At 72.5% G+C, this 25,357-nt stretch carries 25 protein-coding genes and 1 pseudogene; 13 read left to right on the top strand and 13 right to left on the bottom strand.

What is annotated here, in order from left to right; translation table 11 throughout:
• Positions 1–87 precede the first annotated feature (87 nt).
• The gene (locus IW256_RS38020) at positions 88–618 is read left to right on the top strand and encodes a DUF6328 family protein (RefSeq protein ID WP_197015547.1); all 531 of its coding nucleotides are present in this window, start codon (positions 88–90) and stop codon (positions 616–618) included.
• 18 nt (positions 619–636) lie between these two features.
• Here the strand turns inward: IW256_RS38020 and proS are convergent, their stop codons facing one another.
• Positions 637–2,085, bottom strand: a complete 1,449-nt coding sequence (proS, locus tag IW256_RS38015) for a proline--tRNA ligase (RefSeq protein WP_307829335.1) — start codon at positions 2,083–2,085, stop codon at positions 637–639.
• Positions 2,086–2,193: 108 nt separating this feature from the next.
• Between proS and IW256_RS38010 the strand changes: the two genes are divergently transcribed.
• A complete protein-coding gene (locus IW256_RS38010; RefSeq protein WP_197015546.1) occupies positions 2,194–3,819 on the top strand; it encodes a proline--tRNA ligase in 1,626 nt (541 codons plus the stop codon).
• A gap of 81 nt (positions 3,820–3,900) precedes the next feature.
• Here IW256_RS38010 and IW256_RS38005 read toward each other — a convergent pair whose 3' ends face one another.
• Both IW256_RS38005 and IW256_RS38000 read right to left on the bottom strand, forming a co-directional pair.
• Positions 3,901–4,455, bottom strand: a complete 555-nt coding sequence (locus IW256_RS38005) for a YceI family protein (protein ID WP_197015545.1) — start codon at positions 4,453–4,455, stop codon at positions 3,901–3,903.
• A gap of 27 nt (positions 4,456–4,482) precedes the next feature.
• Positions 4,483–4,704 carry a DUF6158 family protein gene (locus IW256_RS38000; protein ID WP_197015544.1) on the bottom strand — a complete coding sequence of 74 codons (222 nt, stop codon included), beginning with the start codon at positions 4,702–4,704 and terminating at the stop codon, positions 4,483–4,485.
• A 127-nt stretch (positions 4,705–4,831) separates the two neighbouring features.
• Between IW256_RS38000 and IW256_RS37995 the strand changes: the two genes are divergently transcribed.
• Together IW256_RS37995 and IW256_RS37990 are read left to right on the top strand one after the other, a co-directional pair.
• On the top strand, positions 4,832–5,275 hold the full coding sequence (locus IW256_RS37995; RefSeq protein WP_197015543.1) for a 2,4'-dihydroxyacetophenone dioxygenase family protein: 444 nt from the start codon (positions 4,832–4,834) through the stop codon (positions 5,273–5,275).
• Entirely contained in the window at positions 5,272–6,507 is a 1,236-nt protein-coding gene (locus IW256_RS37990; RefSeq protein WP_197015542.1) for a cytochrome P450, read from the top strand. Before IW256_RS37995 ends, IW256_RS37990 begins: the two co-directional genes overlap by 4 nt.
• Here the strand turns inward: IW256_RS37990 and IW256_RS37985 are convergent.
• Positions 6,470–8,098 carry a bifunctional phosphatase PAP2/diacylglycerol kinase family protein gene (locus IW256_RS37985; RefSeq protein ID WP_231404091.1) on the bottom strand — a complete coding sequence of 543 codons (1,629 nt, stop codon included), beginning with the start codon at positions 8,096–8,098 and terminating at the stop codon, positions 6,470–6,472. The two genes, IW256_RS37990 and IW256_RS37985, sit on opposite strands and share 38 nt — an antisense overlap.
• A 158-nt stretch (positions 8,099–8,256) precedes the next feature.
• On the opposite strand from IW256_RS37985, the gene IW256_RS37980 reads away from it, so the two are divergent.
• The 3 genes from IW256_RS37980 to IW256_RS37970 all read left to right on the top strand — a co-directional run bounded on the left by IW256_RS37980 (position 8,257) and on the right by IW256_RS37970 (position 10,705).
• Positions 8,257–9,228, top strand: coding sequence for an ABC transporter permease (locus IW256_RS37980; protein ID WP_197015540.1), 972 nt, complete (start codon positions 8,257–8,259; stop codon positions 9,226–9,228).
• Positions 9,229–9,250: 22 nt separating this feature from the next.
• Entirely contained in the window at positions 9,251–10,048 is a 798-nt protein-coding gene (locus IW256_RS37975) for an ABC transporter ATP-binding protein (protein ID WP_307829334.1), read from the top strand.
• A 135-nt stretch (positions 10,049–10,183) separates the two neighbouring features.
• Complete coding sequence (locus IW256_RS37970; protein WP_197015539.1) at positions 10,184–10,705, top strand: YbhB/YbcL family Raf kinase inhibitor-like protein; 522 nt, start codon at positions 10,184–10,186, stop codon at positions 10,703–10,705.
• 227 nt (positions 10,706–10,932) lie between these two features.
• On the opposite strand, the gene IW256_RS37965 is transcribed toward IW256_RS37970, so the two are convergent.
• The 4 genes from IW256_RS37965 to IW256_RS37950 all read right to left on the bottom strand — a co-directional run bounded on the left by IW256_RS37965 (position 10,933) and on the right by IW256_RS37950 (position 14,501).
• The gene (locus IW256_RS37965) at positions 10,933–11,766 is read right to left on the bottom strand and encodes a phosphoribosylaminoimidazolesuccinocarboxamide synthase (protein WP_197015538.1); all 834 of its coding nucleotides are present in this window, start codon (positions 11,764–11,766) and stop codon (positions 10,933–10,935) included.
• Between the two features lie 8 nt (positions 11,767–11,774).
• Complete coding sequence (locus IW256_RS37960) at positions 11,775–12,023, bottom strand: DUF397 domain-containing protein (RefSeq protein ID WP_197015537.1); 249 nt, start codon at positions 12,021–12,023, stop codon at positions 11,775–11,777.
• Positions 12,024–12,039: 16 nt separating this feature from the next.
• Entirely contained in the window at positions 12,040–12,897 is an 858-nt protein-coding gene (locus IW256_RS37955; RefSeq protein ID WP_197015536.1) for a helix-turn-helix domain-containing protein, read from the bottom strand.
• A gap of 287 nt (positions 12,898–13,184) precedes the next feature.
• Positions 13,185–14,501, bottom strand: a complete 1,317-nt coding sequence (locus IW256_RS37950) for a KamA family radical SAM protein (protein WP_197015535.1) — start codon at positions 14,499–14,501, stop codon at positions 13,185–13,187.
• Between the two features lie 324 nt (positions 14,502–14,825).
• Between IW256_RS37950 and IW256_RS37945 the strand changes: the two genes are divergently transcribed.
• From IW256_RS37945 to argS, 6 genes and pseudogenes are all read left to right on the top strand, one after another.
• Positions 14,826–15,563 (top strand): DUF998 domain-containing protein, encoded by a 738-nt coding sequence (locus IW256_RS37945; RefSeq protein WP_307829333.1) that lies wholly within the window; start codon positions 14,826–14,828, stop codon positions 15,561–15,563.
• Positions 15,560–16,444, top strand: coding sequence for an alpha/beta fold hydrolase (locus IW256_RS37940; RefSeq protein WP_307829332.1), 885 nt, complete (start codon positions 15,560–15,562; stop codon positions 16,442–16,444). Before IW256_RS37945 ends, IW256_RS37940 begins: the two co-directional genes overlap by 4 nt.
• On the top strand, positions 16,441–16,839 hold the full coding sequence (locus IW256_RS37935; RefSeq protein ID WP_197015533.1) for a hypothetical protein: 399 nt from the start codon (positions 16,441–16,443) through the stop codon (positions 16,837–16,839). The genes IW256_RS37940 and IW256_RS37935 overlap by 4 nt, the downstream gene beginning before the upstream one ends.
• Before the next feature lie 107 nt (positions 16,840–16,946).
• Positions 16,947–17,336, top strand: a complete 390-nt coding sequence (locus tag IW256_RS37930) for a hypothetical protein (RefSeq protein WP_307829331.1) — start codon at positions 16,947–16,949, stop codon at positions 17,334–17,336.
• Positions 17,337–17,504: 168 nt separating this feature from the next.
• Positions 17,505–18,563: pseudogene (gene plsX / locus IW256_RS37925) on the top strand (phosphate acyltransferase PlsX); the annotation flags it as partial.
• A 426-nt stretch (positions 18,564–18,989) separates the two neighbouring features.
• Positions 18,990–20,735 carry an arginine--tRNA ligase gene (argS, locus tag IW256_RS37920; protein ID WP_197015531.1) on the top strand — a complete coding sequence of 582 codons (1,746 nt, stop codon included), beginning with the start codon at positions 18,990–18,992 and terminating at the stop codon, positions 20,733–20,735.
• Between the two features lie 39 nt (positions 20,736–20,774).
• Here argS and IW256_RS37915 read toward each other — a convergent pair whose 3' ends face one another.
• From IW256_RS37915 to IW256_RS37895, 5 genes are all read right to left on the bottom strand, one after another.
• The gene (locus IW256_RS37915; protein WP_197015530.1) at positions 20,775–21,653 is read right to left on the bottom strand and encodes an LLM class flavin-dependent oxidoreductase; all 879 of its coding nucleotides are present in this window, start codon (positions 21,651–21,653) and stop codon (positions 20,775–20,777) included.
• 8 nt (positions 21,654–21,661) lie between these two features.
• Positions 21,662–21,907, bottom strand: a complete 246-nt coding sequence (locus IW256_RS37910) for a DUF2630 family protein (RefSeq protein WP_197015529.1) — start codon at positions 21,905–21,907, stop codon at positions 21,662–21,664.
• Positions 21,908–21,986: 79 nt separating this feature from the next.
• Positions 21,987–22,961 (bottom strand): hypothetical protein, encoded by a 975-nt coding sequence (locus IW256_RS37905; protein ID WP_197015528.1) that lies wholly within the window; start codon positions 22,959–22,961, stop codon positions 21,987–21,989.
• Positions 22,962–23,045: 84 nt separating this feature from the next.
• On the bottom strand, positions 23,046–23,933 hold the full coding sequence (locus tag IW256_RS37900; protein WP_197015527.1) for an aldehyde dehydrogenase family protein: 888 nt from the start codon (positions 23,931–23,933) through the stop codon (positions 23,046–23,048).
• On the bottom strand, positions 23,926–25,356 hold the full coding sequence (locus IW256_RS37895) for an aldehyde dehydrogenase family protein (protein ID WP_197015526.1): 1,431 nt from the start codon (positions 25,354–25,356) through the stop codon (positions 23,926–23,928). The genes IW256_RS37900 and IW256_RS37895 overlap by 8 nt, the downstream gene beginning before the upstream one ends.
• Position 25,357 lies beyond the last annotated feature (1 nt).

Genomic DNA, 25,357 nt, shown 5'->3' with positions numbered 1-25,357 from the left:
TCCTGCTCAGGTCCCGCGCTGCACTCTCGGGCTCGGCACGGTCAAGAAAGGTCGACTAAACCCCCTTTTGAGGGGTATTCCGGGCGGGTGAGCACGAGCGAAAAGGCGCGGAACGAGACCGAGCACGAGCGCCTCGATCGTCAGCTGATGGAACTACTCCAGGGTTTCCGGGTCGCCGTGACGGGCGTGCAGGTGCTGTTCGCCTTCCTGCTCACGGTCCCGTTCGCGCCCGGGTTCGACCAGGTGGACGACTCCGGGCGGATCCTGTTCTACGTGGCGCTGTTCAGCGCGGCGGTGGCGTCGGTCTGCTTCATCGCCCCGGTGATCCAGCACCGGCTCCTGTTCCGGCTGAACCAGAAACCGCTGCTGATACGCCGGGCCAACCGGTTCGGCATCGGGGGCGCGCTGGCGCTGGCGCTGGCGATCACCACCTCCACCAGCCTGATCATGAAGACGCTGATCTCGGATCCGGCCGCCGCCATCACGGCCGGGTTGGTGGTGACCCTGTGTTCCTGGGCGTGGTTCGTCCAGCCGCTGCTGACCCGCCGCAAGTGCCGCGCCGCCCCCCGGCACCCGGCCGACTCGTCGACGACCGGGCACCGGGACACGCCCCGGTAAGGGGACTTGAGACAGCGGCTAGTAGGCGCGGCCGAAGATCACTCGCTTGCCGTAGGCGGACGGACGGCCGCACTTGACGCACTCCCCGCTCTCCTCGGGGGCCTCCGCCGGGATGACCCGCGGGGTGGCGGCGGTGTCGGCCTTGATCTCGTCCTCGCACTCGGGACGGCCGCAGTGGAAGACCCGCGCCCAGCCGCCGGCGACCTGCTCGGTGAACGCGGCGAAGTCGTCCACGTCGGCGGTGTGCTCCTCGCGGAACGCCTCCGCACGGGCCAGCAGGAAGGACTGGAAGTCGGCCAGGATCCCGGGCAGCAGCTCGGGCACCCGCTCCAGCTCGATCTGCTCCTTGCCCTGCCCCTCGACCGTGGGCAGCCGCCGGACCAGCGTCGCCACGCCGGCCTCCAGGTCGCGCATGCCCAGCTCGATCCGGACCGGGACGCCGCGCATCTCCCACTCGTTGAACTTGAAGCCGGGCGACAGCTGCGGGCGGTTGTCGTCGACGTGGACGCGGATGCCCATGGACTTGATCGCGGCGCCGAGCTTGCGCGCCTCGGCGGCGGTCCGCTCGCCCTGCTCCTTGCGCCCGATCGGGACGATCACGACCTGGTACGGGGCCAGCCGCGGCGGCAGGACGAGACCCTTGTCGTCGCCATGGGTCATGATCACCGCACCGATCATGCGGGTGCTCAGGCCCCAGGAGGTGGTGTGCGCCAGGCGCAGCTTGCCCTCCTCGTCCTGGTACTGGATCTCGAACGCCTTGGCGAAGTTGGTGCCGAGGTAGTGGGAGGTGCCGGACTGCAGCGCCCGCCCGTCCCGCATCATCCCCTCGATGGTGTACGTGCGGACCGCGCCGGCGAACCGCTCGCCCGGCGTCTTCTCGCCCGCCACCACGGGGATCGCGGCGAGGTCGCGGGCCACCGCCGCGTAGGCGTCCAGCGCCCACATGGTCTCGCGCATCGCGTCGTCCTCGTCGATGTGCGCGGTGTGGCCCTCCTGCCAGAGGAACTCGGTGGTGCGCAGGAACATCCGGGGCCGCATCTCCCAGCGGACCACGTTGCCCCACTGGTTGAGCAGCAGCGGCAGGTCACGGTGCGAGTCGATCCACTTGGCCATGTACTCGCCGATGACCGTCTCGGAGGTGGGCCGCACGACCAGCGGCTCGTCCAGCTCCTTGCCGCCGGCGATGGTGACCACGGCCAGCTCCGGCGAGAAGCCCTCCACATGCTCGGCCTCGCGCTTGAGGTAGGACTCCGGGATGAACAGCGGGAACACGGCGTTGTCGTGCCCGGCGTCCTTGATCCGCCGGTCCAGGTCGGCCTGGAGCAGCTCCCAGACCCGGTATCCGTACGGTCGGATGACCATCGTGCCCCGCACCGGCCCGCGGTCCACGAGCTGGGCCTTGATGACCAGCTCGTTGTACCAGGCGGAGAAATCCTCGCTCTGTGGCGTCACACCTTCTCGACTCACGCACACGAGCGTACTCACTCCCGCCACCCGGCCAGGACGCATTTCCCCAGGCCCTACAATCTGCACCCCGTTCCCTGACCCTTCGTGACCGGAAACCGGAGCCGACAGATGCGCTGGTCCCAGGCCCACATCCCGACCCTCCGCGACGATCCGGCCGAGGCCGGGACGCCGGGCCGGCGGCTGCTGCTGCGCGCCGGGCACGTCCGCAGGACCGGTCCCGGCCGCGACGCGCTGCTGCCCATGGCGTTCCGGGCACGGGCCCGGATCATGGGGATCGTCCGGTCGGAGCTGGACCGGATCGGCGGCCAGGAGATGCTGCCGCCCTCACCGGAGCCCCCACCGGCGCCCGCCGCGGAGCCCGCCGCTCCAGTCCCCGCCGACCCGGCCGGCGCCGCCGGGGGGCGGGACGAGTTCGCGGTCCTCGCCCTGGATCTCCAGTCCTACCGGAGGCTGCCGCAGCGGTGGTACCGGTTCGGTCCGGCGCCGGACCAGGACACCACCGCGCTGGACGCCCGCAGCCTCGACATCGACCGGGCGGGACTGGACGCCTCGCTCGCGGCCTTTTACGACGCCCTCACCCGGATCTTCGCCCGGCTCGGCCTCCCGGTGATCGCGGCCGAGGCGCCGGGCGGCGCGGACGGCTCCGCGTCCACCGCGTTCCGCTGCCCTGCCGAGTCCGGTACGGACCCGGTCGTCCAGTGCCCCGGCTGCGGCGCCGCGGCCACGCCCGAACGCGCCGCGGCACGGGTGCCGGAGGTGGTGGACGGGCCCGGCCCGGACTCGCCCGAGCCGTTCGACACGCCCGGCGTCCGGACGATCGAGGACCTGGCGGCCGGGTACGGCGCGCCCGGCGAGCGGCAGATCAAGACGCTGGTGTACGTGCTGGACGGCCGTCTCACGCTCGTCCTGCTGCGCGGCGACCATGCCCTGGACGAGGGCAGGCTGCGGGAGGCGACGGGGGCCGCCGCCGTCCGCGCGGCCGGGGCGGAGGAGATCCGCGCCGCGCTGGGCGCGCTGCCCGGCAGCCTGGGCGCGGTCGGCGTCACCGGTCTCCCGGTGGTGGCGGACGGGGCGCTGCGCGGGCGCCGCGCCATGGTCACCGGCGCCAACCGCGACGACGTGCACCTGCGCGGGGTGGACGTCGGACGGGACATCGAGGTCGGCGCCTGGGCGGCTCTGCGGGCGGTCCGCGCCGGCGATCCCTGCGCCCGGTGCGGCGCGCCGCTCCGGGTGGTCCGCGCGGTCGAGCTGGGGCGCGTCACCGGGCTGGGCGACGGCCCCGCCCGCGCGGCCGGCGCCGCGGTCCCGGACGCGGACGGCCGCCGTGTCCCGCTCGTCATGGGCGGCTGCGGGCTCGCGGTGGAACGGGCGATGGAGGCGATCGTCGAGCACCACCACGACGAGCGCGGGATCGTCTGGCCGGTCGCGGTGGCGCCGTACCAGGTCGCGCTGGTGGTCGCGCAGTCCGGCGACGAGGCGTGCGCGCGGGCCGGGGAGGAGCTGTACGCCGGGCTGGCCGCCGCCGGGATCGACGTGATCATCGATGACCGGTCAGAGCGGGCCGGGGTGAAGTTCCGGGACGCGGAGCTGACCGGGATCCCGGTCCGGGTCACGGTGGGACGGCGCGGGCTGGCCGAGGGCGTCGTGGAGGTCACCCCGCGGTCCGGCGGCGAGACCGCCACGGTCCCGCTGGACGCCGCCGTCCCCGCGATCCGGGAGCTCCTCGCCGGCTGACCCCGCCCGATGCCCGCCCGTTGCCCGGCCCGTTGCCCGTCCGGCGCGGGCGCAAGCGCAGGCAGGACGTGCGAGAGCCGGTCAGGGGCCGAGGTCGATCGCGAGGTCGAAGACGACCTCGACCTCGTCGGCGAGCTTGAGCGCGCCGAAGAACGCCGAGTAGGGCTTGATGCCCCACCGGGACTGCTTGACGGTCGCCGCGCCGCGGATCCGGCCGTTCACCCCGCCGCCCCGTACGGTGAGCGGCTCGGTCCGGCCCATGATCGTCAGCCGGCCCTCGACGGAGAAGTCGGACGGGGCGCCCTCGGCACGGGTGCCGGTGAAGGTGATCTCGGGGTACCGGTCGGCCTGGAGGATCTTCCGCAGGTTCGCGGCGATCTCGGTGCGGTCCTGGTCCGACAGCGGGAGGACCCCGCCCGTTCCCTCGCGGATCTCCAGGCCGTCCACCGGCACGGTGACCTCGGCGGAGGAGCCCTCGGCGCGGTGGCCGCCCGGACCGTCCCCGGCGAGCGTGACGGTGCCCGACCAGCGGGTGGCCTCGATCGTCAGGTCGTGGCCCGCCCGCCGCCCGAGGCCGCTCCGGCCGGTCCTGAGCAGCAGGGAGCCCGTGTCCGGGCCCAGCGCGATCGTCGTCATCGCGCCACCCGGCCGGGGCTCTCTGCGTCAGCGGGCACGGGCGCCCTCCCGCAGCCGTTCGGGGTCCACCTCGCGCTCCGGGCGGCGCCGCAGGTACTCCGTCTCCAGCCGGCCGGTCCGGCGGGTGTGCTCGTCGAACGCCTGGTCGGCGGCGTGACGCAGGGCGTCCATTCGGGTCTCGTAGAGGTGCCCCAGTTCGCGCAGCAGGTCGTCGTCGCTGAGCTCGACCGGATCGACTCCGTTCGCCATCGTCTCCCTTTCCGCTCTCTGCCGGGTCCCGGGCCGCCTCGCGGTGGCCCGCAGCGGGCACGTACCCGGTACCGGGCGGCCGAACCCGCCCTTGCGCGCCGCCGGTAACCTACCTAGCGTTTGCTACATGACCGAGACGCTGGGTCCCCTGGTGGGACACGTGCACACCGATGACCTGCCGTGGGTGAACGCGGGACCGGTGGGCCTGCAGGTACTCAGGGTGTCCGCCGACACGTGGGTGGTCCGCAACCGCTTCCAGGCCGGATTCCGCCTGCCCGCCCACAAGCACACCGGAGGCGTGCACGCCTTCACCTTCGCGGGCCGCTGGCGGTACGCCGAGTACGGGGTCGACTACGTGGCCGGAACGTTCATCCACGAGCCGCCCGGGTCGGTCCACACCCTGACGGTCGCGGAGGACAGCGACATCCTCTTCGTGATCGAGGGGGCCTTCATCGAGTTCGACGACGAGGGCGCGATCACCGGGATGGTGGACGGGGAGTCGACGCTGGCGGCCTACTACGCGCTCTGCGACGCGGCGGGGATCCCGCGCCCCGAGGGCATCCTGTCATGACCGCCGCGGCGCCCGGCGTCCCGGCGGACTTCCCGGACGCGCACTTCGGCGGCGGGCACCCGTACCCGCTGTACGAGCGGATCCACGCGGCGCGGGGCCCGGTCCGGCACCCCTCCGGCGGCTACTGGGTCGTCGGGACGCACGCCGAGGTGCACACCGCGCTCACCCGTCCCGACCTCTTCCGTTCCCGCGACGGCGTCCTGCTCTCGGAGATCGGCCACTCCTACGACGCGCCGCCGACGATCATGCACACCGATCCCCCGGAGCACACCCGCTACCGGGCCCTGGTCGCCCCCGCCTTCCGGCCGTCGGTGATGCGGCGGCTGGAGGGCGCCGTCCGCGAACGGATCGGCGCCCTGCTCGACCCGGTGGCGCCGGGCCGGCCGTTCGACGTGGTCGCGGAGCTGGCCGTCCCGCTGCCCCTGCAGGTGATCTGCCTGCTGCTGGGCGTCCCCGAGGCGGACTGGGCGCGGTTCCACCTCTGGTCGGAGGCGATCGTCCCGGGCGCCGCCCCGGAACTCGCCGAGGAGGAGCGGGGCGCGCTGGCGGCGGAGTGCGCGCGCTACCTGATCGGCGTGGCGCACGAGCGGCGCGCGGACCCCCGCGACGACGTGATCTCCCAGCTGGCGCTGGCCGCGCCGGACGGCGACCGGCTGACCGACCCGGAACTGGCGATGTTCCTGATCCAGCTGCTGGTGGCCGGGAACGAGACCACCCGCCACGCGATCTCCGGCGGGCTGCTGGCGCTGGCGGGGCATCCCGGCCAGTGGGCGGCACTGCGCGCGGGCGCGGCCGGCGGGCACACGGGCGGTGAGGACACGGCTGGTGGGCACACGGGTCCGCTGCAGGGGGCGGTGGAGGAGATCCTCCGCTGGACCTCCCCGGTCGTGTACTTCCTGCGGACGGCCACCCGGCCGGTCACCCTGGGCGGGGCCGAGATCGCCGCCGGGGACCGCCTCATGCTGCTGTACGGGGCGGCCAACCGGGACCCGGCCGCGTTCGGGCCGGACGCGGGCCGGTTCGACATCGCGCGGCGGCCGGCGGTGACGAGCCTGGCGTTCGGGTTCGGCCCGCACTTCTGCCTGGGCGCCGCGCTGGCCCGGATGGAGCTCGGGCTGCTGCTGGCGGAGGCGGCGGCCCGGTACGAGCGGATCGAGACCGCGGGCGACCCCGTCCCCACCGCGTCCACCGTGGTCACCGGCCTGCGCCGCTGCCCCCTCGTCGTACGGTAGGGCAGAACACCGCCAGCGCGCCCGGACGCTTGGTGATCCGGATCGCCGCGGGCAGCGCGGTCAGCTCGCCGTCCCGGGCCACCCGCAGCCCGCCCTCCGGCGCCGCCAGCTCCAGCGTGCCGTCGTCCCACGAGCGGTAGCCGGGCATGAGGTGCAGGTGCCCGGCCAGGGCGGCGGCCAGCGCGGCGAGCCGGGGCACCCGCTCGCCGGCGGTGACCATCCGGATGTCGAGCCGGCCGTCGTCCAGATGCCCCCGCCAGGTGGGCGCGGGTCCGCGCGAGCCGTACCGGCAGTTGCCGACGAACGCCGTCCAGACCCGCCGCGGCCGGCCGTTGACCAGCAGCGGAACCGGCTCGGACCGCCGGAGGGTACGGGCCGCGGCGACGACCATGGCGGGCCATTTGCCGAGCCTGCCCTCCAGCCGCTCGCGCCGTTCCACCAGCTCGGTGTACGCGCCGAGCCCGGCCGTGTTGAGGAAGATCATCTCCTGCTCGGCGTCCCCCTCCGGCACGATCACGCCGACGTCCACCCGGCCCAGCCGCCCCCCGCGGTAGGCCGCGATCGCGTCCACCGCCGTCTCGATGCCCAGGGCCCGCGCGAAGTGGTCGAAGGTGCCGGCGGGGATCGTCAGGAGCGGCACGTCGCGCGCGAGGGCGGCGCGGGCGCCCGCGTTGACCGTCCCGTCCCCGCCGATCACCGCGAGGACCTCGGCCTGCTCGGCGGCCTCGGCGAGCGCCTTGTCCACGTCCTCGTCGGGATCCAGCCAGACGATCCGGGCCGCGGGCAGCTCCCGGGCGACCACGTCCACGGCGGCCTGGGCCGAGCTGCGCAGCAACGGCGCGCCGGCCTGCTCCTCGTCCCGGGAGGCGGTCCCTCCCTCCTGGGTTGCCGTGGTCCCGGAGCCCGCGTTGACCACGACCACCACGCCCTGCCCGTCCCCGGTGATCATGACCTTCTCGGTGGCGGTCCGGGTGACGTGCGCGACCGGCGGCCGGGCGGGCCACACCAGCCGGGTCCCCAGCGCCGCCGCGGCGCCGATGCCCAGCCCGGCGAGCACGTCGCCCGGGTAGTGGGCCCCGGTGTAGATCCGCGCGAACGCCACCGCGCCCGCCGTCACCGCCACCGGGACGGCGACCGCGCGGGGCGCCTCCATCGCCACGCCCGTCGCGAACGCCGCCGCCGAGGCCGAGTGCCCGGACGGGAAGGCGTGCGAGGTGGGCAGCCTCCACCGGATGCGGATCGGCGGCACCAGGTCCACCACGGGCCTGGCGCGCCGGAACGCGTGCTTGCCCAGGAGGTTCACCGCCGGGCTGGCCACCGCGATCGCGATCGAGCCGCGCAGCGCGGCCCGCCGCAGCCGGGCCCGCCGGGTCAGGCCCAGCACGCCCGCCGTGGTGAACCACAGCACCCCATGATCGGCCAGCCGCGACAAACGCGGCAGCACGACCTCGAGACCGGGCAGGCGGGCGGCGGCCACCTGGTCGAACGCCCACCGGTCGAGCCGGCCGAGCCTCCGCAGCGGGCCCCGGCGGTAGAGGGCGGGCGGGCGGCGGCCCGCGCGCCGCTCGGCCGCCGCATAACGAGATTCCAACACTACGCTGGGTGTCCTGTTCCGCTGCGCTTGGTGAGTGGCCTGCATGTCGGGGGTATCCCCTGGGAGTCCGACATGATTCCCCGAAGATCTCAAATCAGGGGTCACATATGGGCGAACGTCCCTCACATATGGTGGACTGCAATAGGCTTCCCGGCATGAGTCACCCGGAACGGCTCAGCACCTCGGACGGCGAGCCGGTCGGCACTCTCGCGGAGCCTCGGATGAACGGGCTGAGCAGCGAGTCGCTGGCCGAATTCGCCGCACGGCACGGTCTGACGCAGAGCGCGGCGCGCCCCCCGCTGCGCACGTACGTCCGCGAGTTGTGGCAGCGGCGCCAGTTCATCTGGAACTTCGCCTCGGCGAAGACCACCTCGACCTACACCAGCTCACGGCTGGGACAGTTGTGGCAGGTCCTCACCCCCCTGCTGAACGCCGCGGTCTACTACCTGATCTTCGGTGTCCTGATCGGCACCAACCGGGGCATCGACAACTACACGGCGTTCCTGATCACAGGCGTCTTCGTCTTCACCTTCACCCAGCGATCGCTGACCGCGGGCGCCAAGTCGATCGGCAACAACCTGTCGCTGATCCGGGCCCTGCACTTCCCCCGCGCCTCGCTGCCGTTCGCGCACGTGCTGATGGAGCTGCAGCAGCTGCTGATCTCCATGGCGGTGCTGCTGGTGATCGTGCTGGCGACCGGCGAGCCGATCACCCTGTACTGGCTGCTGATGGTGCCGGTGCTGCTGCTCCAGCTGATGTTCAACATCGGCATCAGCCTGGCCATCGCCCGGGCGGGCGCCTTCGTCCGCGACATCCAGCAGCTCCTGCCGTTCATCACCCGTTCATGGCTTTACTTCTCCGGCATCTTCTTCCTGATCCCCCACATGGGGCAGAAGTTCGCCGACAAGGGATACCCCTGGGTCGGCAAGATCTTGGAGGCCAACCCCGGTTCGGTCTACATCGAGCTGATGCGCACGTCACTGCTGGCGAGCTTCCGTAAAGACCTGGCACCGTTCCAGGTCGACTACACCAGGCTCTGGCTGTACGCGGCGCTGTGGGCCATGATCGCTTTCTTCGGGGGCTTCTGGTACTTCTACCGTGCGGAGGAGAGGTACGGCCGTGGTTAAGGCTCTCAAGGAGAAGGCTCCGGTGACCGGGACGGGTTCCCAGCAGCCCGAGGTGGTGGTCGACCCCACCCGGGAGCCGATCGTGGTCGTGGACGGTCTGCACATCGTCTACCGGGTCTACAGCGGTGGCGGCGGCAAGGGCACGGCCGCCAGCGCCCTCCTGCGCATCGTCAAGCGGGAGAACCGCCCGCAGACCAAAGAGGTGCACGCTGTCCGGGGCGTCTCCTTCATCGCCTACCGGGGTGACGCGATCGGCGTCATCGGCACCAACGGGTCCGGCAAGTCCACGCTGCTGAAAGCCATCGCGGGGCTGCTCCCGCCCGCCCGCGGCGGCGTCTACACCGACGGGCAGCCCTCGATGCTGGGCGTCAACGCCGCGCTGATGCGCGACCTGTCCGGCTCCCGCAACATCGTGCTCGGCTGCCTGGCGATGGGGCTCACCCAGGAGGAGACCAAGGCCAAGTACGAGGAGATCGTCAAGTTCGCCGATCTCAAGAAGGGCTTCATCGACTACCCGATGTCGACCTACTCCTCGGGGATGGGCGCCCGGCTGCGGTTCGCGATCGCCGCCGCCCGGACGCACGACGTGATGCTCATCGACGAGGCCCTGGCCACCGGTGACGCCAAGTTCAAGAAGCGCAGCAAGGAGAAGATCGAGGAGCTGCGCAAGGACGCGGGCGCGGTCTTCCTGGTGGCGCACAACCTGGACGTCATCGAGGAGACCTGCAACCGGGTCATCTGGCTGGACGAGGGCCGGATCAAGATGGACGGGGACCCCAAGGAGGTCCTGCGCGCGTACACGGAGGCCACCGGCAAGTAACACCGGGAGCCCCCGCCGACGGCGGCGAGACCGGCCACGCAGCCGGTGTCGCCGCCGTCGCCGTTCGCACGGTGCGGGCCCGCGTCCCTGATAGGTATGGAGGCGACAGAGATCAACCGACCGGGAGGGCCCTCCATGTCCGCCAAGCCGCCGCTGCCGCACGACCACCTGCCGCAGGTCCCGTCGTTCACCGTCACCAGCGACGACGTCACCGAGGGCGAGCAGCTCTCCGGCAAGCACGTGTTCAACGACTGGGGCTTCAGCGGCGAGAACCTCTCCCCGCACCTGAGCTGGTCCGGCTTCCCCGCGGAGACGAAGAGCTTCGCGGTCACCTGCTTCGACCCCGACGCGCCGACCGGGAGCGGCTTCTGGCACTGGGTGCTCTTCGACATCCCCGCCGAGGTCACCGAGCTGCCCGCCGGCGCCGGGACCGAGGACGCCAAGGTCGGCGTGCACGCCCGCAACGACTACGGCCTCCGCGCGTTCGGCGGCGCCGCCCCGCCGCCCGGCGACCCGCACCGCTACGTCTTCACCGTCCACGCGCTGGACACCGAGTCCCTCGGCCTGGGCCCCGACACCTCACCCGCCGTGGTCGGCTTCAACATCACCGCCCACACCCTGGCCCGCGCGACGATCGTGCCGGTGTACGGGCACTGAGCAACTGAGTGGTGTTCCTGGGGGTCGCCCCCCAGAAACAACACTGAGCGGTGTCTGGAGTGGAGCGCCAGCGGAGCGCAGGACACCACTCAGTTGCCCTTGCCGGGGGCCTGGGGGTCGCCCCCCCAGAAACAACACTGAGCGGTGTCTGGAGTGGAGCGCCATCGAGGCCGCCCCGGGGTGTCCCGGGGCGGCCTCGGCGCCGTTCAGGGGCGGCTGGGCGGGACTCAGGAGTCCCAGCGGTCGCCGGTGAGGCGCTCGTAGACCTCGATGTAGCGGGCGCGGGTCGCGTCGACGATCTCGGCCGGGATCTCCGGGCCGGGCGGGGTGCGGTCCCAGTCGAGGGTGGCGCTCCAGTCCCGGACGAACTGCTTGTCCAGGGAGTGCTGGGGCCGTCCGGGCGTCCACTCGTCGGCGGGCCAGAACCGGGAGGAGTCGGGGGTCAGGACCTCGTCGCCGAGGACCAGCGTGCCGTCGGCGGCGCGGCCGAACTCCAGCTTGGTGTCGGCGATCACGATGCCGCGTTCGGCGGCGAGGGCGGCTCCGCGCCGGTACACCTCCAGGGTGACCTCCTTGAGACGGGCGGCCGTGTCGGCGCCGATCTCGGCCACCACGTCGTCGTAGGTGATGAACTCGTCGTGCCCCTCGGTGGCCTTGGTCGTCGGCGTGAAGACGGGCTCGGGCAGCCGGGACGCCTCCACCAGGCCCGGGGGCAGCGGCACGCCGGAGACGGCGCCGTCCTTCTCGTACTGCTTCAGGCCGAGGCCGGTGAGGTAGCCGCGGGCGATCCACTCGACCGGCAGCATGGTGAGGCGGCGGCAGCGCACCGCGCGCCCGGCCCACTCGGCCGGGACGTCGGTCGCGGAGATCACGTGGTTGGGGATCACGTCCGCGAGCTGCTCGAACCACCACAGCGAGAGCCGCGTGAGGATCTTCCCCTTGTCGGGGACCAGGGTGGGCAGGACGACGTCGTAGACGCTCACCCTGTCCGAGGCGACGAGGATCAGGTCCTCGCCGTCGGCGTACACGTCCCTGACCTTGCCCGAGTGGAGCAGTTCCATATTCCGTCTCATCCAGTTCCTGCCGGGGCGGGCCTCGCCGGATCGGGTCCCGCCGGGTCGAGCTCGTCGCGCCTGACCCGTTCGACGAGTTCGGCGAACACCGCCGGGGAGAGGGCCAGATGACCGGCCGCGGGCGCCTTGGAGTCCCGGACCCCGATCGCGCCGCCGAGTGACGCGACCTCCACGCACTGCCCGTCGCCGCTGCTCCGGACGCTCTTGCGCCACCGGGCACCGGGCCGGGCGCGCGGCGCGGTCATGCTGGCCCCCTCGTGCTCAGGTCCCGTCGGCAGCCTCGGCGATCAGCCTGGCCGAGCCTGCGGGGTCGAGGGCGGCTGCGCGGAGATGTTCGAAAACCAGCGTATAACGGCTGACGTCGGCCTCTTCCTCCAGGAACATGTCGCCCGCCTGGCCGTCGAGGTAGACGACGGCGGAGCCGACGCCCTCGGGGAAGCTCATCAGGACGAACGATCCGGGCAGTCCCGGATGGGCGCCCGCCCCGAACGGCACGACCTGCAGGTTGACGTTGGGCCGCCGGGCGACCTCGGCGAGGTGGCGCAGCTGGGCGCGCATGACCCCGGCGCCGCCGACGGGGCGGCGGAGCGCCGCCTCGTCCACGATCCCCCAGAACGTGAGGGGGGCGTCGCCGTTGAGGACGGCCTGCCTCTGGACGCGCGCCTCGACCCGGTCGTCCACGTCGGCCGGCCCGGCGCCGGGGAGGACGCCCTGGACGACCGCGCGGGCGTAGTCGGCGGTCTGGAGCAGGCCGGGGACGAACGCGCTCTCGTAGTTCCGCACCGCGCACGCCTCGGTCTCGAACTCGATGTACGAGGCGTAGGTCTCGGGCAGCCGGGCGGCGAGGGAGTGGAGGGGGCCCCGTTTCCCGGCGTCCTTGAGGAGGGTGGTGAGCTCCTCGCGTTCTCCTTCGGCGACGCCGTAGGTGTTCAGCAGCGTCATCAGTGTCCGCGGCTGCGGCCGGACGCGGGCGACCTCGATCCGGTAGAGCGTGGCGTTGTTGATGCCGGTGCGCTCGACGACCTCCTCGCGGGTGAGGCCGGCGTCCTCGCGGAGTCGGCGCAGTTCGGTGGCGAGGCGGCGGAGGCGGATGGTGGGAGCTGGCTTGCGAGCGGGCACGCGCGTTCCCCTTCTGGCATGCCGCCGCGGACGGCGGCGACCGTTCTTAGGCGTGGGAGCTTTGTGCAGTTGACTGCACGGGTGCCCCGAGGGCACCTTTTTCGCGCCTAGCGTGCCACGATGACGGTGTGAAATCAGCCGATTGCACAACGTTCACCATGAGGGCGCGTGGAACCGCTCGATTCCACGTGGAGACCGGCGAGGGGACGCCGGAAACGGGCCGGGGCGCACCGGGCCGCCTCCAGGGGGAGGTGGTCCGGTGCGCCCCGGTATCGGAAGGCCGAGGGTCAGACCTGCCAGGGGAAGCGGTCGCCGAAGGCCGGCTGGAGGTCGTCCAGCCACACCGCGTCGGGGTCGTACTTGGCGAAGAACGGCTTGCCGACCAGGTCCGCGTCGCGGCACTGGATGAAGTGCAGCGCGAAGACCTTCTGGCCCGCCAGGTCCAGGACGCCGTCCACGCAGACCTTGCCCGGCGTGGCCGACATGGACGGGCCGCGGACGGTGCGGGAGAGCCCGGAGACCTGCTTGTAGGCGTCCCGGAAGATCTCGTACGCCCGGCCCAGGGGGACGGCGAAGTAGTCCTGCGGGCCTGTGTCACGCTCCACGAACATGTAGTACGGCACCATGCCCATCCGGGTCTGGGTGCGCCACATGCCGTTCCAGACCGCCGGGTCGTCGTTGATCGTCCGGATCAGCGGGGCCTGGGTGCGGATGACCGCGCCGGTGTCCCGGATGCGGCGGACCGCCTCGGTGACCACGAGCGGCTCCAGCTCGCGCGGGTGGGTGAAGTGGGCCATGAACGCCAGGTTCTTGCCCGACTCCACGACCTGCTCGAACAGCCGCAGCATCTCGTCGGCGTCGGGGTCGGTCACGAACTTCTGCGGCCAGTAGGCCAGCGACTTGGTCCCGATCCGGATCGACTCCAGCTGCTCCAGGTCAAGCAGCGGCTCGACGTAGCGGCGCAGCACCGGCTCACCCATGATCATCGCGTCGCCGCCGGTGAACAGGACGCTGGTCACCTCGGGATGGGCGACCAGGTAGTCCCTCAGCTGCTGGGAGTCGTCGCCGGCCATCTTCAGGTCGGGCTCCCCGACGAACTGCGCCCAGCGGAAGCAGTACGTGCAGTACGCGTGGCATGTCTGCCCCTGTTTGGGGAAGTACAGGACCGTCTCGTCGTACTTGTGCTGGAGCCCGGGGAGCTTGCCGTCGCCGAAGCTGGGGATGTTGAGTTCCATCTGGCCGGCCGGATGGGGGTTGAGCTTCATCCGCACCGCGTGCGCGGCGGCGTCGATCTCGGCCTTGGGTGCCTCGCGGCGGAGCAGGTCGGAAAGGTGCGCGACGTCCTCGGCCGGGAGCATGTCCGCCATCGGGAAGACCAGCCGGTAGATGGGATCGTCGGGCGCGGCCGACCAGTCGATGAGCTCGTCGATGACGTAGGCGTTGGTCCGGAAGGGCAGGACCGTGGCGACCGCCCGGGTCGCGAGCCGCTCGTCGGGGCCGAGCCCCGCCCGTGCGGTCAGCTCGTCGAGGTGCTTCGCCGTGAAGGCGCGGAACTTGCGGCCGGTGGATCGCACCGGGGGTGCCGCGTCGTTCACCAGTGTCACGTGTCGGGTCTCCTTGAAGTCAGCGGGGGGAAACGCACCCTGAGGGCCTCAGGCCACCCCCATTGAAGCGGCTAAACCCTGCTTATGCCGAATATGTACCCTTATGTCAGCACAAAGATGCTGGTCACCCCAGAACCGGCCGGACGGCGGCAGGGCCCGCCAGGCCGCACTTCGGGCGCGTCTCCGGGCACCTCTCCCGCAGGCCGGTCGTTCACCGAAGGTGAACAGGGGCCGACCCGCCCGCGTCCTTATGCTGAGGGGACGTCACGGCGAGGGAGACGTCCACACTTTCTGACGGGTACGCGGGGGGCCGGCCGGGTGAACGTGGCAGAGCAGAACGTGGCAGGTCAGCGGGACGAGCCGGGCACCGTCCCCGCCTTCACGGTCGCCCTGGCCGTCGTCGCGGCGGTCACCTACGCCACGTTCATGCTGGAGCACCGGCTCAGCCCCGACCTGGACGCCGTCAACGGCTACGTCAGCGAGCTGTCGGCCGCCGACCAGCCGTACCACTCCGTCTACAGCGGCGGCGACCTGATCACCGGCCTGCTGGTGATCACCGTGGCGCTCACCGCGCTGCTGCGGCTGCGGCGGCGCCGCTGGTCCGTCGCCGGCTGGAGCTTCCTGGCCCTGTTCGGGCTGGCGGCCATCGGCGACGCGGTCTTCCCGCTGGACTGCGCGCCCAGCCTGGAGACCGGCTGCGCGCTGCGGGAGCGGGCGGGCCAGGTGAGCTTCTCGCACTCCTTCCACTCGGTCACCAGCAGCCTGGTGATCGTCTTCGGGGTGCTGGCGCTGCTGTCGCTGTCGATCGCCGCCCGCCGGTACGGCTGGTGGCCCGCGCTGGCCCGGTGGGGCTGGGCGCTGGCGGTGGTGGAGGTGTCCTTCGCCCTGAGCACGCTGGTCGCGATGGTGATGGGCCGCTGGCTGGGCATCCTCCAGCGCGTCCAGATCAGCATCCTGTGCCTGGCCCTCCTCACCGTCGCCTGGGCGCTGTACGAGGACCGGCGGCGGGCGCGGCGCGGCACCGCGAGCACCCGTCCGGTACGAGAGGGGGCACGGCTGTGATCCCGGCGCATGCGTCCCCGCGCGTCGTGAACGTCGCGGGAGAGCAGGTCCACGTGGTCGAGGCCGGACGGCCCGGCGGTCCCCCGCTGCTGATCGGGTCGGGTCTCGGCGGCGCGTGGTTCGACTGGGACCCGACGGTCGAGGTGCTGGGCCGCACCCACCGGACGCTCACGTTCGACCGTCCGGGCCTCGGGCTGAGCCCGGCCGCGCAGGCCCCGCCGAGCCTGCGCCGCGACACCGCCGTCATGGCCGGGCTGGCCCGGGAGTTCGGCGCCCCGCTGACCGTCCTGGCGCACTCGATGGCCGGGCTGCACGCCGAGGCGCTCGCCCGGCTGCATCCCGAGCTGGTCCGCGGGATGGTGCTGGTCGACCCCAGCTACGAGGACGAGCCCTGCTCGGCGGTGCGCGTCTCCGCCGCGCTCAACCCGCTCTGCTCGGCGCTGGGCACGGCCCTGGAGGTGACCCGGATCGCCCGCCTGGGCGGCCCGGCCGGGCGGCGGCTCGTGCTGGGCTTCACCAGCGACCGCGACGACACCGTCCCGCCGGAGGTCGCGCGGCGGGTGTACGGGCGGGGCACGGTGATCGGCACCATCCTGGCCGAGGAGCTGGCCTACCGGGAGATGACCGCCGACCTGGCGGCGCTGCGCGAGCGGCGCCCGTTCCCGCCGATCCCGCTGGTGGTCCTCACCGCGCTCGGCGACGTGCGCGGCGCGGGCCGGGCCCGGGAGTGGGCCCGGGGGCACCGGCGGCTGGCCGCGATGAGCCCGTACGGGAGGCAGGTCGAGCTGGCCGATGCCAAGCACATGATCCAGCTCGACCGGCCGGACGCCGTCGCCGACGCCGTCGCCGAGGTCACCGGTACCGCCGGGGCCACCGGATGAGGCGCGTTCCACGGGGGCCGCGGACGCCGAGGTCGCTGAAGGCCGGCGCGCTGGTGGCGCTGCTCGTCCTCACCTCGTCGGGCTGCGAGGTGATGGAACGCATCTCCGAGGGCGCCTACCGCACCGCCGTCGCCGACGGCACGCGGGCGGAACTGGAGCGGCGCGGCATCCCGACGCCGGACCGCCCGCACTGCCGGACGCCCGCCACCGGCGTCGCCTCGGTGGTACGGGTGCGCTGCACCGGGCGCACCGCCTCGGGCGCCCGGGTCGTGGTGACCGGGGGCGCCGACCGGGCCGACACCGACCGTCCCCGGGAGTCCTACACCGTGACGGTCGACGGGCGCGTGGTGCTCCGTACCGCCTGCCTGGGCCTGGGCTGCCCGGCGCCCCGCTGACAGCCTCCTGATCAGGCAACGACTCGGCAGGACCAGGGAAAACACGGGCCGGGCCCGGCATGGGGCGTGCCCGCCGGGGCGATGTTACGGAAGTGAAGATCACGCGAGTGAGAATCCTGGTCGCCGGGCTCACCGGTCTCCTCGTGGCCGGTGTCGTCACCGCCATCGCCGTGGTGTGGCTGACCGGGTCCAAGGAACTGCGCTACCCGACCCAGGCCGCCCTGCGCGGCGCGCTCGGGGCCCGGGCCACCGACGAGCTCCGCCAGCGCGGCATCACCCTCACCCAGGCACTGATCTGCAAGGACATGCCGGGCTGGACCAAGGAGAAGATGCGCGCGCACTGCCTCGGCATGACCGCCGCCAAGAAGAACGTCCTGGTCATCGGCACCGGCGAGGACAAGACGCGCGAGCACCACTTCACGATCCTGGTGGACGGCCGCCCGGTGGTGGAGAACGCCCGCTGCCTGGGGTCGGACTGCCGCACGCAGCAGGACTGACACCGGTCCCGGCGCGGTCCCGGCCCGGTTCCTGGAACGTGGACCGGGGACCGCGAACCGGGGTACGGGAACCGCGACCGCTGCCGGAGCAGGTGAGGGGACCGCCTACGATGCGATGAGCTGCGTTCTTGCGGCGAACCGCGTCCTTTCACCACATCTGGAGCCGCCATGACCGGCACGGCCGGGCCGTCGCGCCCGGTGCCGGACCGCCCCGCGCCGGTCGCCGTCGACACCATGGGCGGCGACCACGCCCCCGAGGAGATCATCGCCGGGGCGGTGGACGCCGTGCGCGATCACGGCGTCCGGCTGGTCCTGGTCGGGCAGGCGGCGCGGATCCGGCGCGAGCTGGACCGGCACGGCGTCGTCGGGGAGATCCCGATCGTGCACGCCGAGGAGGCCCTCGACATGGGCGAGGGGGCGCTGGCGGGCTGGCGCAAGCCGCGCTCGTCGATCGCCATCGCCTGCCATCTGATCAAGCAGGGCCGGGCGTCGGCGCTGGTCTCGGCGGGCACCACGGCCGGGGTGGTGGCCACGGCCCGGTTGCGGCTGAAGGGCCAGCACGGCGTGATGCGCCCGGCGATCGCGGTGCGGCTGCCCACCCGTCCCAGGCCCACCGTGCTGCTCGACGCCGGCGCCACCGCCGACGTCAAGCCGGAGACCCTGGTGCAGTTCGCGGCGGTGGGCACCGCGTACGCCCAGATCCTGACCGGCCTGCCCCGGCCCCGGGTGGGGCTGCTCAACATCGGCGCCGAGGCGGGCAAGGGCGACAAGGTCACCAAGCGGGCGTACGAGCTGCTGTCGGGCGGGCAGCACGGCATCGAGTTCGCCGGGAACGTGGAGGGGCACGACCTGCTGGGGGGCACCGTGGACGTGGTGGTCACCGACGGCTTCACCGGCAACGTCGCGCTGAAGACCATGGAGGGCACGGTGCGGATGGCGCTGGCGGAGATGCGCGAGACGATGTCCGCCAGCCGCACCGCCCGCTTCGGCAGCCTGCTGCAACGGCGCCGCCTGCTGGAGCTGCGCGACCGGCTCGACTCGGAGACCTACGGCGGCGGCGTGCTGCTGGGCCTGAACGGCACGGTGGTCATCGCGCACGGCGCGTCCCGTGCCCGCGGGATCACCTCGGCCTGCCTGCTCGCCCACGACCTGGCGGCGGGCCGCATCGTGGACCGGATCCGCGAGCAGATCGCCGCGACCCGTCCCCCGTCCAGGCTGGGCCGGCTGATGCACGGCGACCGGGACGGCGACAAGGACAAGCACGAGAAGAACGAGAAGCAAGAGAAGCACGACAAGGCCGCCGAGAGATCCGAGAGGTCGGAGAGGTCGGAGAGGTCTGAGAAGAACGAGAAGGCCGACCAGGGCGGGGAGAAGGCTTCGCCGTCCGAGCCGGGAGACAGGGCGGGAGACAGGGACGGCAGGACCGTCCCGCCGGTCCCCGCCCCCGCGGCGCCGTCCGATACGGGCGTGAACGCGGGTACGGACGCGGACGCGGCGCTCGGCGAGCCGGTCCCCGCACCCGTCACGAGCCCGGCGGAATCCGGTCATCGCAGGCAGGGCCCCGCGCACGACGCCCAGCGGAGCGCCGGCGACCCGCCCGCGGATCGGAAAAGCAGTGCCGGTTCCACGCCGCCGCGCCGATAGCCTTAGGCCATGCCCGATCCGCAACTCGTACTCGCCGCCCGGGTCCAGGCCGCGCTCAGCGCCGCCTTCGGACCGTCGTACGCGGACGCCGACCCGGTCATCCGGCCGTCGCAGTTCGCCGACCTTCAGGCCAACGTGGCACTGCCGCTGGCCAAGAAGCTGGGCCGCAAGCCGCGAGAGGTCGCGGCCGAGATCGTCGCCGCGCTCGACGTCGCCGACGTCGCGGCGAACGTGGAGGTCAGCGGGCCGGGCTTCATCAACCTGACGCTCCGGGACGACTGGATCGCCGAGCAGGCGCAGCGGGTCCTGGCCGACGACCGGCTGGCGGTCCCCGCCGCCGAGGCCCCGCAGCGGGTCGTGGTGGAGTACTCCTCGCCCAACGTCGCCAAGGAGATGCACGTCGGGCACCTGCGGACGACGATCGTGGGCGACGCGATCGCCCGGATCCTGGAGTTCCTCGGGCACGAGGTGATCCGGGACAACCATGTCGGCGACTGGGGCACCCCGTTCGGCATGCTCATCGAGCACCTGCTCGACCTCGGCGAGGACGCCGCCGCGCGCGACGACTCCTCGGTCAGCGACCTGACCGCGTTCTACCAGGCGGCCCGGGCGAAGTTCGACGGCGACGAGGCGTTCGCCGACCGGTCCCGGCAGCGGGTGGTCGCACTCCAGGCCGGCGACCCCGAGACGCTGCGGCTGTGGCAACTCCTGGTCGACGCCTCCAAGCGGTACTTCAACTCGGTGTACCGGCGGCTCGGCGTCACCCTCACCGACGACGACATCAAGGGCGAGAGCTTCTACAACGACCTGCTGGCCCCGACCGCCCAGGAGCTGGAGGACAAGGGCATCGCGGTGATCAGCGACGGCGCGCTGTGCGCGTTCCCGCCCGGGTTCACCGGCCGGGAGGGCGAGCCGCTGCCGGTCATCATCCGCAAGCGCGACGGCGGCTACAACTACTCCACCAGCGACCTGGCCACCGTCCGGTACCGGGTGGACACCGAGCACGTCGACCGGATGGTCTACGTGGTGGGCGCGCCGCAGTCGCTGCACTTCCAGATGGTGTTCGCGGTGGCCCGGATGGCGGGCTGGCTGAACGACGCGGTGGTGGCCGAGCACGCCGAGATCGGCAACGTGCTGGGCACCGACGGCAAGATCCTGCGCACCCGGGCCGGCGGCACCGTCAAGCTGATCGAGCTGCTGGACGAGGCCGTGGAGCGGGCCGGGGTCGAGTTCGACAAGATCCAGCACGAGGCGGAGCTGGACGAGGAGACCCGTTCGGCCATCGTGGAGGCCGTCGGGATCGGCGCGGTGAAGTACGCCGACCTGTCGGTGGCCCGCGACAGCGAGTACATCTTCGACTTCGACCGGATGATCGCCTTCCGGGGCAACACCGGCCCGTACCTGCAGTACGCCGCCGCCCGGATCCGGTCCATCTTCCGCAAGGGCGGGCTGGACCCCGAGCAGGCCACCGGGCCGATCGCGCTCGGCCACCCGGCCGAGCGGGCGCTGGCCCTGCACCTGCTGGGCTTCGGCGCGGTGCTGGAGCAGGCGGGCGCGACCGCCGAGCCGCACCGGCTGGCGAGCTACATCTTCGACCTGGCCTCGGCGTACACGACGTTCTACGAGAACTGCCCGGTGCTCAAGGCCCCGGACGAGGAGACCAGGGCGTCCCGGCTGGCGCTGTGCCGGGCGACGCTGCGCACCCTGGTCACCGGGCTGGAACTGCTCGGCGTCCCCACGCCCGAACGCATGTGAGCTGGTCCGGGCGGCGCCGTACTCGGCGCCGCCCGGCGCTCAGAGGCGCTCCCGGGAGACGGTGTCCCGCACGGCCGGGACGATCTCCAGCGCGAAGGTCTCCAGGTAGTCCGGGTCGCCGTCGTACAGGAACGTGTCGACGCCGTACCCGAGGGCCAGCTCGGAGATCTCGTCCACCCACTGCCCGGAGTCGCCGTTCAGGAAGGTCCGTGCGGGGCCGGGGCCGATCGCGCCGCTCAGGATGTAGATCCGGCGGATCTCCGCCGGGTCGCGGCCCGCCTCGGCGGCGGCCTCGTCGATCCGCTGCTGGGCCTCCAGGAGCCGCCCGGGCGGCACCCGTTCCGACGGCGCGATCCACCCGTCGGCGACCCGCCCGGCGAGCGCCAGCGCGCGCGGCCCGGTCACGCCGAGCCAGACGCCGATCCGGTGCGCCGGGCGCAGGCCGGGCCCGCCCCCGTCCAGCCGGTAGTACCGTCCGGTGAAGCGCGCCCCGTGCCGCCCGTCCCACAGCAGCCGGACCACGTGCACCGCCTCCTCCAGCGCGGCACGGGCCGCGCCCGGAGCAAGCCGCCGCCCCCCGTACGCCTCGATGGCGTCCCAGAACGCGCCCGCGCCGAGGCCGAGTTCCACCCGGCCGCCGCTGAACAGGTCGAGGGTCGCCATCGCCTTGGCGAGGACGGCGGGAGGCCGCAATGGCAGGCACGCCACCGCGGGGAAGACGCGGATCCGGCCGGTGGCCGACAGCACGGTCGCCATCAGCGTCTGCGCGTCGACGAACCGGCGCTGGTACGGCTGGTCCTGGACGCCGAGCAGCTCCAGCCCGATCCGGTCCGCCCGCCGGGCGATCCCGACCAGCGGGGCACCGGCCTCGGGCGTGAGGACGTGGCCGAAGCTGAGACGCTGCCCGTAGTCGCCCATGCCGTCTCCTACTGGAGGTAGCCCTCGACCTCGCCCGGAGGGCGGGCCTGGGCGTCGTCGGGACTCGCACCCGCACCGAGCCTCGCCCGGCGCTGCCGGAGCAGGTCCCAGCACTGGTCCAGGGCCACCTCCAGCTGTTCCAGCCGACGGTTCTCCTCGTCCCCTGTCAGTTCGCCACGCTGGTAGCGTGCGCGCAGTTCGTGCTCCTCGGCCACGTACTCGCCGATGCGCTCAAGGATCTGTCGGTCGTCCATGTGATCCTCCGTTGGATCGTGGCACGTCCGGGGAAGTCCCCTCCCCGCGGTCACGGGAAGGGGATCCACCGCACCGGCGTCAGCGGTTCCCCGCCCCGCCGGTGATCCCGCTGAGCAGCCCGCCCGCCGTGCTCGTCGAACCTCCCGGGCGCGGCATGGGGGCGGCCTTCGCCGCCGGCCTGGCCACGGACCGCGCCGCGGACCGGGCCACGGCCGGTGCCGAGGCTGCCGCCCTGCGGGTCGGCGTGGTCCCCTTGGAGCGCGTACCCGAACTCCTGGTACCCGAACTCCTGGTTCCCGAGGCCCGGGTTCCCGAGGCCCGGGTCCCCGAGGTCCGCGAGACCGTGCTCCGGGTGCGCGCGCTCGTGCCCGTGCTCTTGGATCGCGTGGCGCCGGATCGCGTGGCGCCGGATCGCGTGGCGCCGGATCGCGCCGCCGTGGAACGCGTCCCGTTGCTCCGGGCCCGCGTACCCGAGCCCCGGGCGGCGCTACGCGTCCCCGAGGTCCGCGCGGTCGTGGTCGTTCGCCCCGCCGACCTGGACGTGCCGGCGATGGCCTTGGCCGCGGCGTTCATCGCCTTGGAGGCATCGGTCATCGCCTTGGTCGCGGTGGTCATCGCCTTGGTCATGGCCGCCATGGCCTTGGCCGAGGAGGTCGCCTTGGTCGCCACCGACCTCATCTTGGTGGCGGCGGCCCTCGCCTCACCGGCCGCCTTGGTGACCTTGCCGGCCGCCGCGGCCGACGCCCTGCTGGACGGCGCCGCGGCGGACCTGCCGGTTCTCGACCGGCCGTTCGCGGCCTTGCGCGCCGAGGTGCTCCGGCTGGACGCCGGACTCCCGCGACGGGTCGTCCCCGAGGATCTGGACGCGGCGCCCGCGGTCTTGCGGACGGTGGTCCGTCCCGCGGTGCTCGCCGTGGCCGCGCTGGTGCGCCGCCGCGGCGTGCTCCGCCCGGCGGACGCCGCTCCCTTGCTCTTGGTGGTCCTGGTCGTGGTCTTCTTCGTACGCGCGGCCGTACCTCGGCTCGACGTCGTACGCGTTGTCTTGCTGGGCACTGATCCACCCCCCGTGTTGATCAGCTACGGGGAGATCTATTCCACAGATCGTGACGCTCTACACACTCTGCGTCGATTTATGGATCAGACACCCACGGGGTGCCAGACGGTTTTGGTCTCCAGGAACGCGGTCATCCGTGCGGTTCCGGGCTCGGCCGCCCAATCGGTCCCCGACGGCCGCAGCACCCGCTTGAGGTTGCCGGCCGCGGCCTCCTCCAACGCCGCCACCTGGTCGCCGGGGGCGCCCGCGAGGTCGATGGCGTTGACGTCCATGTGGGAGGCCAGCCACGGCGCCAGCTCGGCACGGTGCCCGGTGAGCAGGTTGACCACCCCGCCGGGCAGGTCGGAGGTCGCCAGCACCTCGGCCAAGGTGACCGCCGGCAGGGGTGCGGGCTCGGAGGCCACGGCCACGCAGGTGTTGCCCGACACGATCACCGGCGCCACCACCGACACCAACCCCAGCAACGGCGAGTCCGGCGCGATGACCGCGACGACCCCGGTGGGTTCGGGGGTGGAGAAGTTGAAGAACGGGCCGGAGACGGGATTGGCCGAACCGGTGACCGCTGCGATCTTGTCGGCCCACCCCGCGTACCAGACCCACCGGTCGATCGCGGCGTCGGTCTCGGCCGCCGCGGCGGTCTTGGACAGGCCACCGATGCGCAGCTCATCGATGAACTGGGCCCGGCGGCCCTCCAGCATCTCGGCGATCCGGTACAGGATCTGCCCCCGGTTGTAGGCGGTACGCCCCGCCCAGCCCGGCTGGGCCTTGCGGGCGGCGGTGACCGCGTCACGGGCGTCCTTGCGCGAGGCGCGGGAGGCGTTGGCCACGAACGCGCCCTTGCTGTCGTTCACCACATACGACCTGCCCGACTCCGAGCGGGGGAAGGCGCCCCCGATGAACAGCTTGTAGGTCTTGCGCACCGCAAGCCGCCCACCCGGCTTGGAGGTGGCGTTGTTCGCCGTGTCAGACATTGAGGTAGGCCTCCAGCCCGTGCCGTCCGCCCTCGCGGCCGAACCCCGATTCCTTGTAACCACCGAACGGCGAGGCGGGATCGAACTTGTTGAAGGTGTTGGCCCACACCACCCCCGCCCGCAACCGCTGCGCCGCCCACAAGATCCGCGAACCCTTCTCCGACCACACCCCCGCCGACAACCCGTACGGAGTGTTGTTGGCCTTCTCCACCGCCTCACCCGGAGTCCGGAAGGTCAACACCGACAACACCGGCCCGAAGATCTCCTCCCGCGCGATCCGGTGCGAGGACGCCACCCCCGTGAAAACCGTCGGCGCGAACCAGAACCCCCGCTCGGGCAACACGCACTCCGGCGACCACCGCTCCGCACCCTCGGCCACCCCGGCCTGGGACAGTTCACGGATCCTGGCCAGCTGCGCGGCGGAGTTGATCGCACCGATGTCGGTGTTCTTGTCCAGCGGATCCCCCACCCGCAGCGTCGCCATCCGCGCCTTGAGACGCTCCAACAGCTCCTCGGCGACCGACTCCTGCACCAGCAGCCGCGACCCCGCACAGCACACGTGCCCCTGGTTGAAGAAGATCCCGTTCACGATCCCCTCCACCGCCTGGTCGAGAGGAGCGTCGTCGAAGACGATGTTGGCGGCCTTACCCCCCAGCTCCAGGGTCAGACGCTTGGAGGTTCCCGCGACCGCCCGGGCGATCTGCTTGCCCACGGCGGTGGAACCGGTGAAGGCGACCTTGTCCACACCCTCATGCCCCGCCACCAGACGACCGGTCTCCCCCGCCCCCGTCACAACATTCACCACACCCGCAGGCAACCCCGCCTGACGGCAGATATCGGCGAACACCAACGCCGTCAACGGCGTCGTCTCCGCCGGCTTCAACACCACCGTGTTCCCACACGCCAACGCCGGAGCCACCTTCCACGCCAGCATCAGCAACGGAAAATTCCACGGAATCACCTGCCCCGCCACACCCAACGGCCGCGGATCCGGCCCGAAACCGGCGTGGGAGAGCTTGTCGGCCCACCCCGCGTAATAGAAGAAATGCGCCGCGACCAGCGGCACATCCACATCCCGCGACTCCCGGATCGGCTTACCGTTATCGATCGACTCCAGCACCGCCAGCTCACGCGCACGCTCCTGCACCAACCGCGCGATCCGGAACAGATACTTGGCCCGCTCGGCCCCCGGCATCGGCCCCCACACCCGCACGAACGCCCGCCGCGCCGCCGCCACCGCCCGATCCACATCCCCCGCATCCGCCGACGCCACCTGCGCCAGCGTCTCCTCATTGGACGGATCGACACTCTTGAACGGCTCACCACCCCCGCCCGTGAACTCCCCATCGATGAACAACCCATACGACGGGCGGATATCGACGACATCCCGCGACTCGGGCGCGGGCGCATACTCGAAAGTCATG

The organism is Actinomadura viridis, from assembly GCF_015751755.1.
Taxonomy (GTDB): Bacteria; Actinomycetota; Actinomycetes; order Streptosporangiales; family Streptosporangiaceae; genus Spirillospora; species Spirillospora viridis.
Note: the sequence above shows the minus strand (reverse complement) of the source record. Positions and strands in the feature narration are given on the sequence as shown.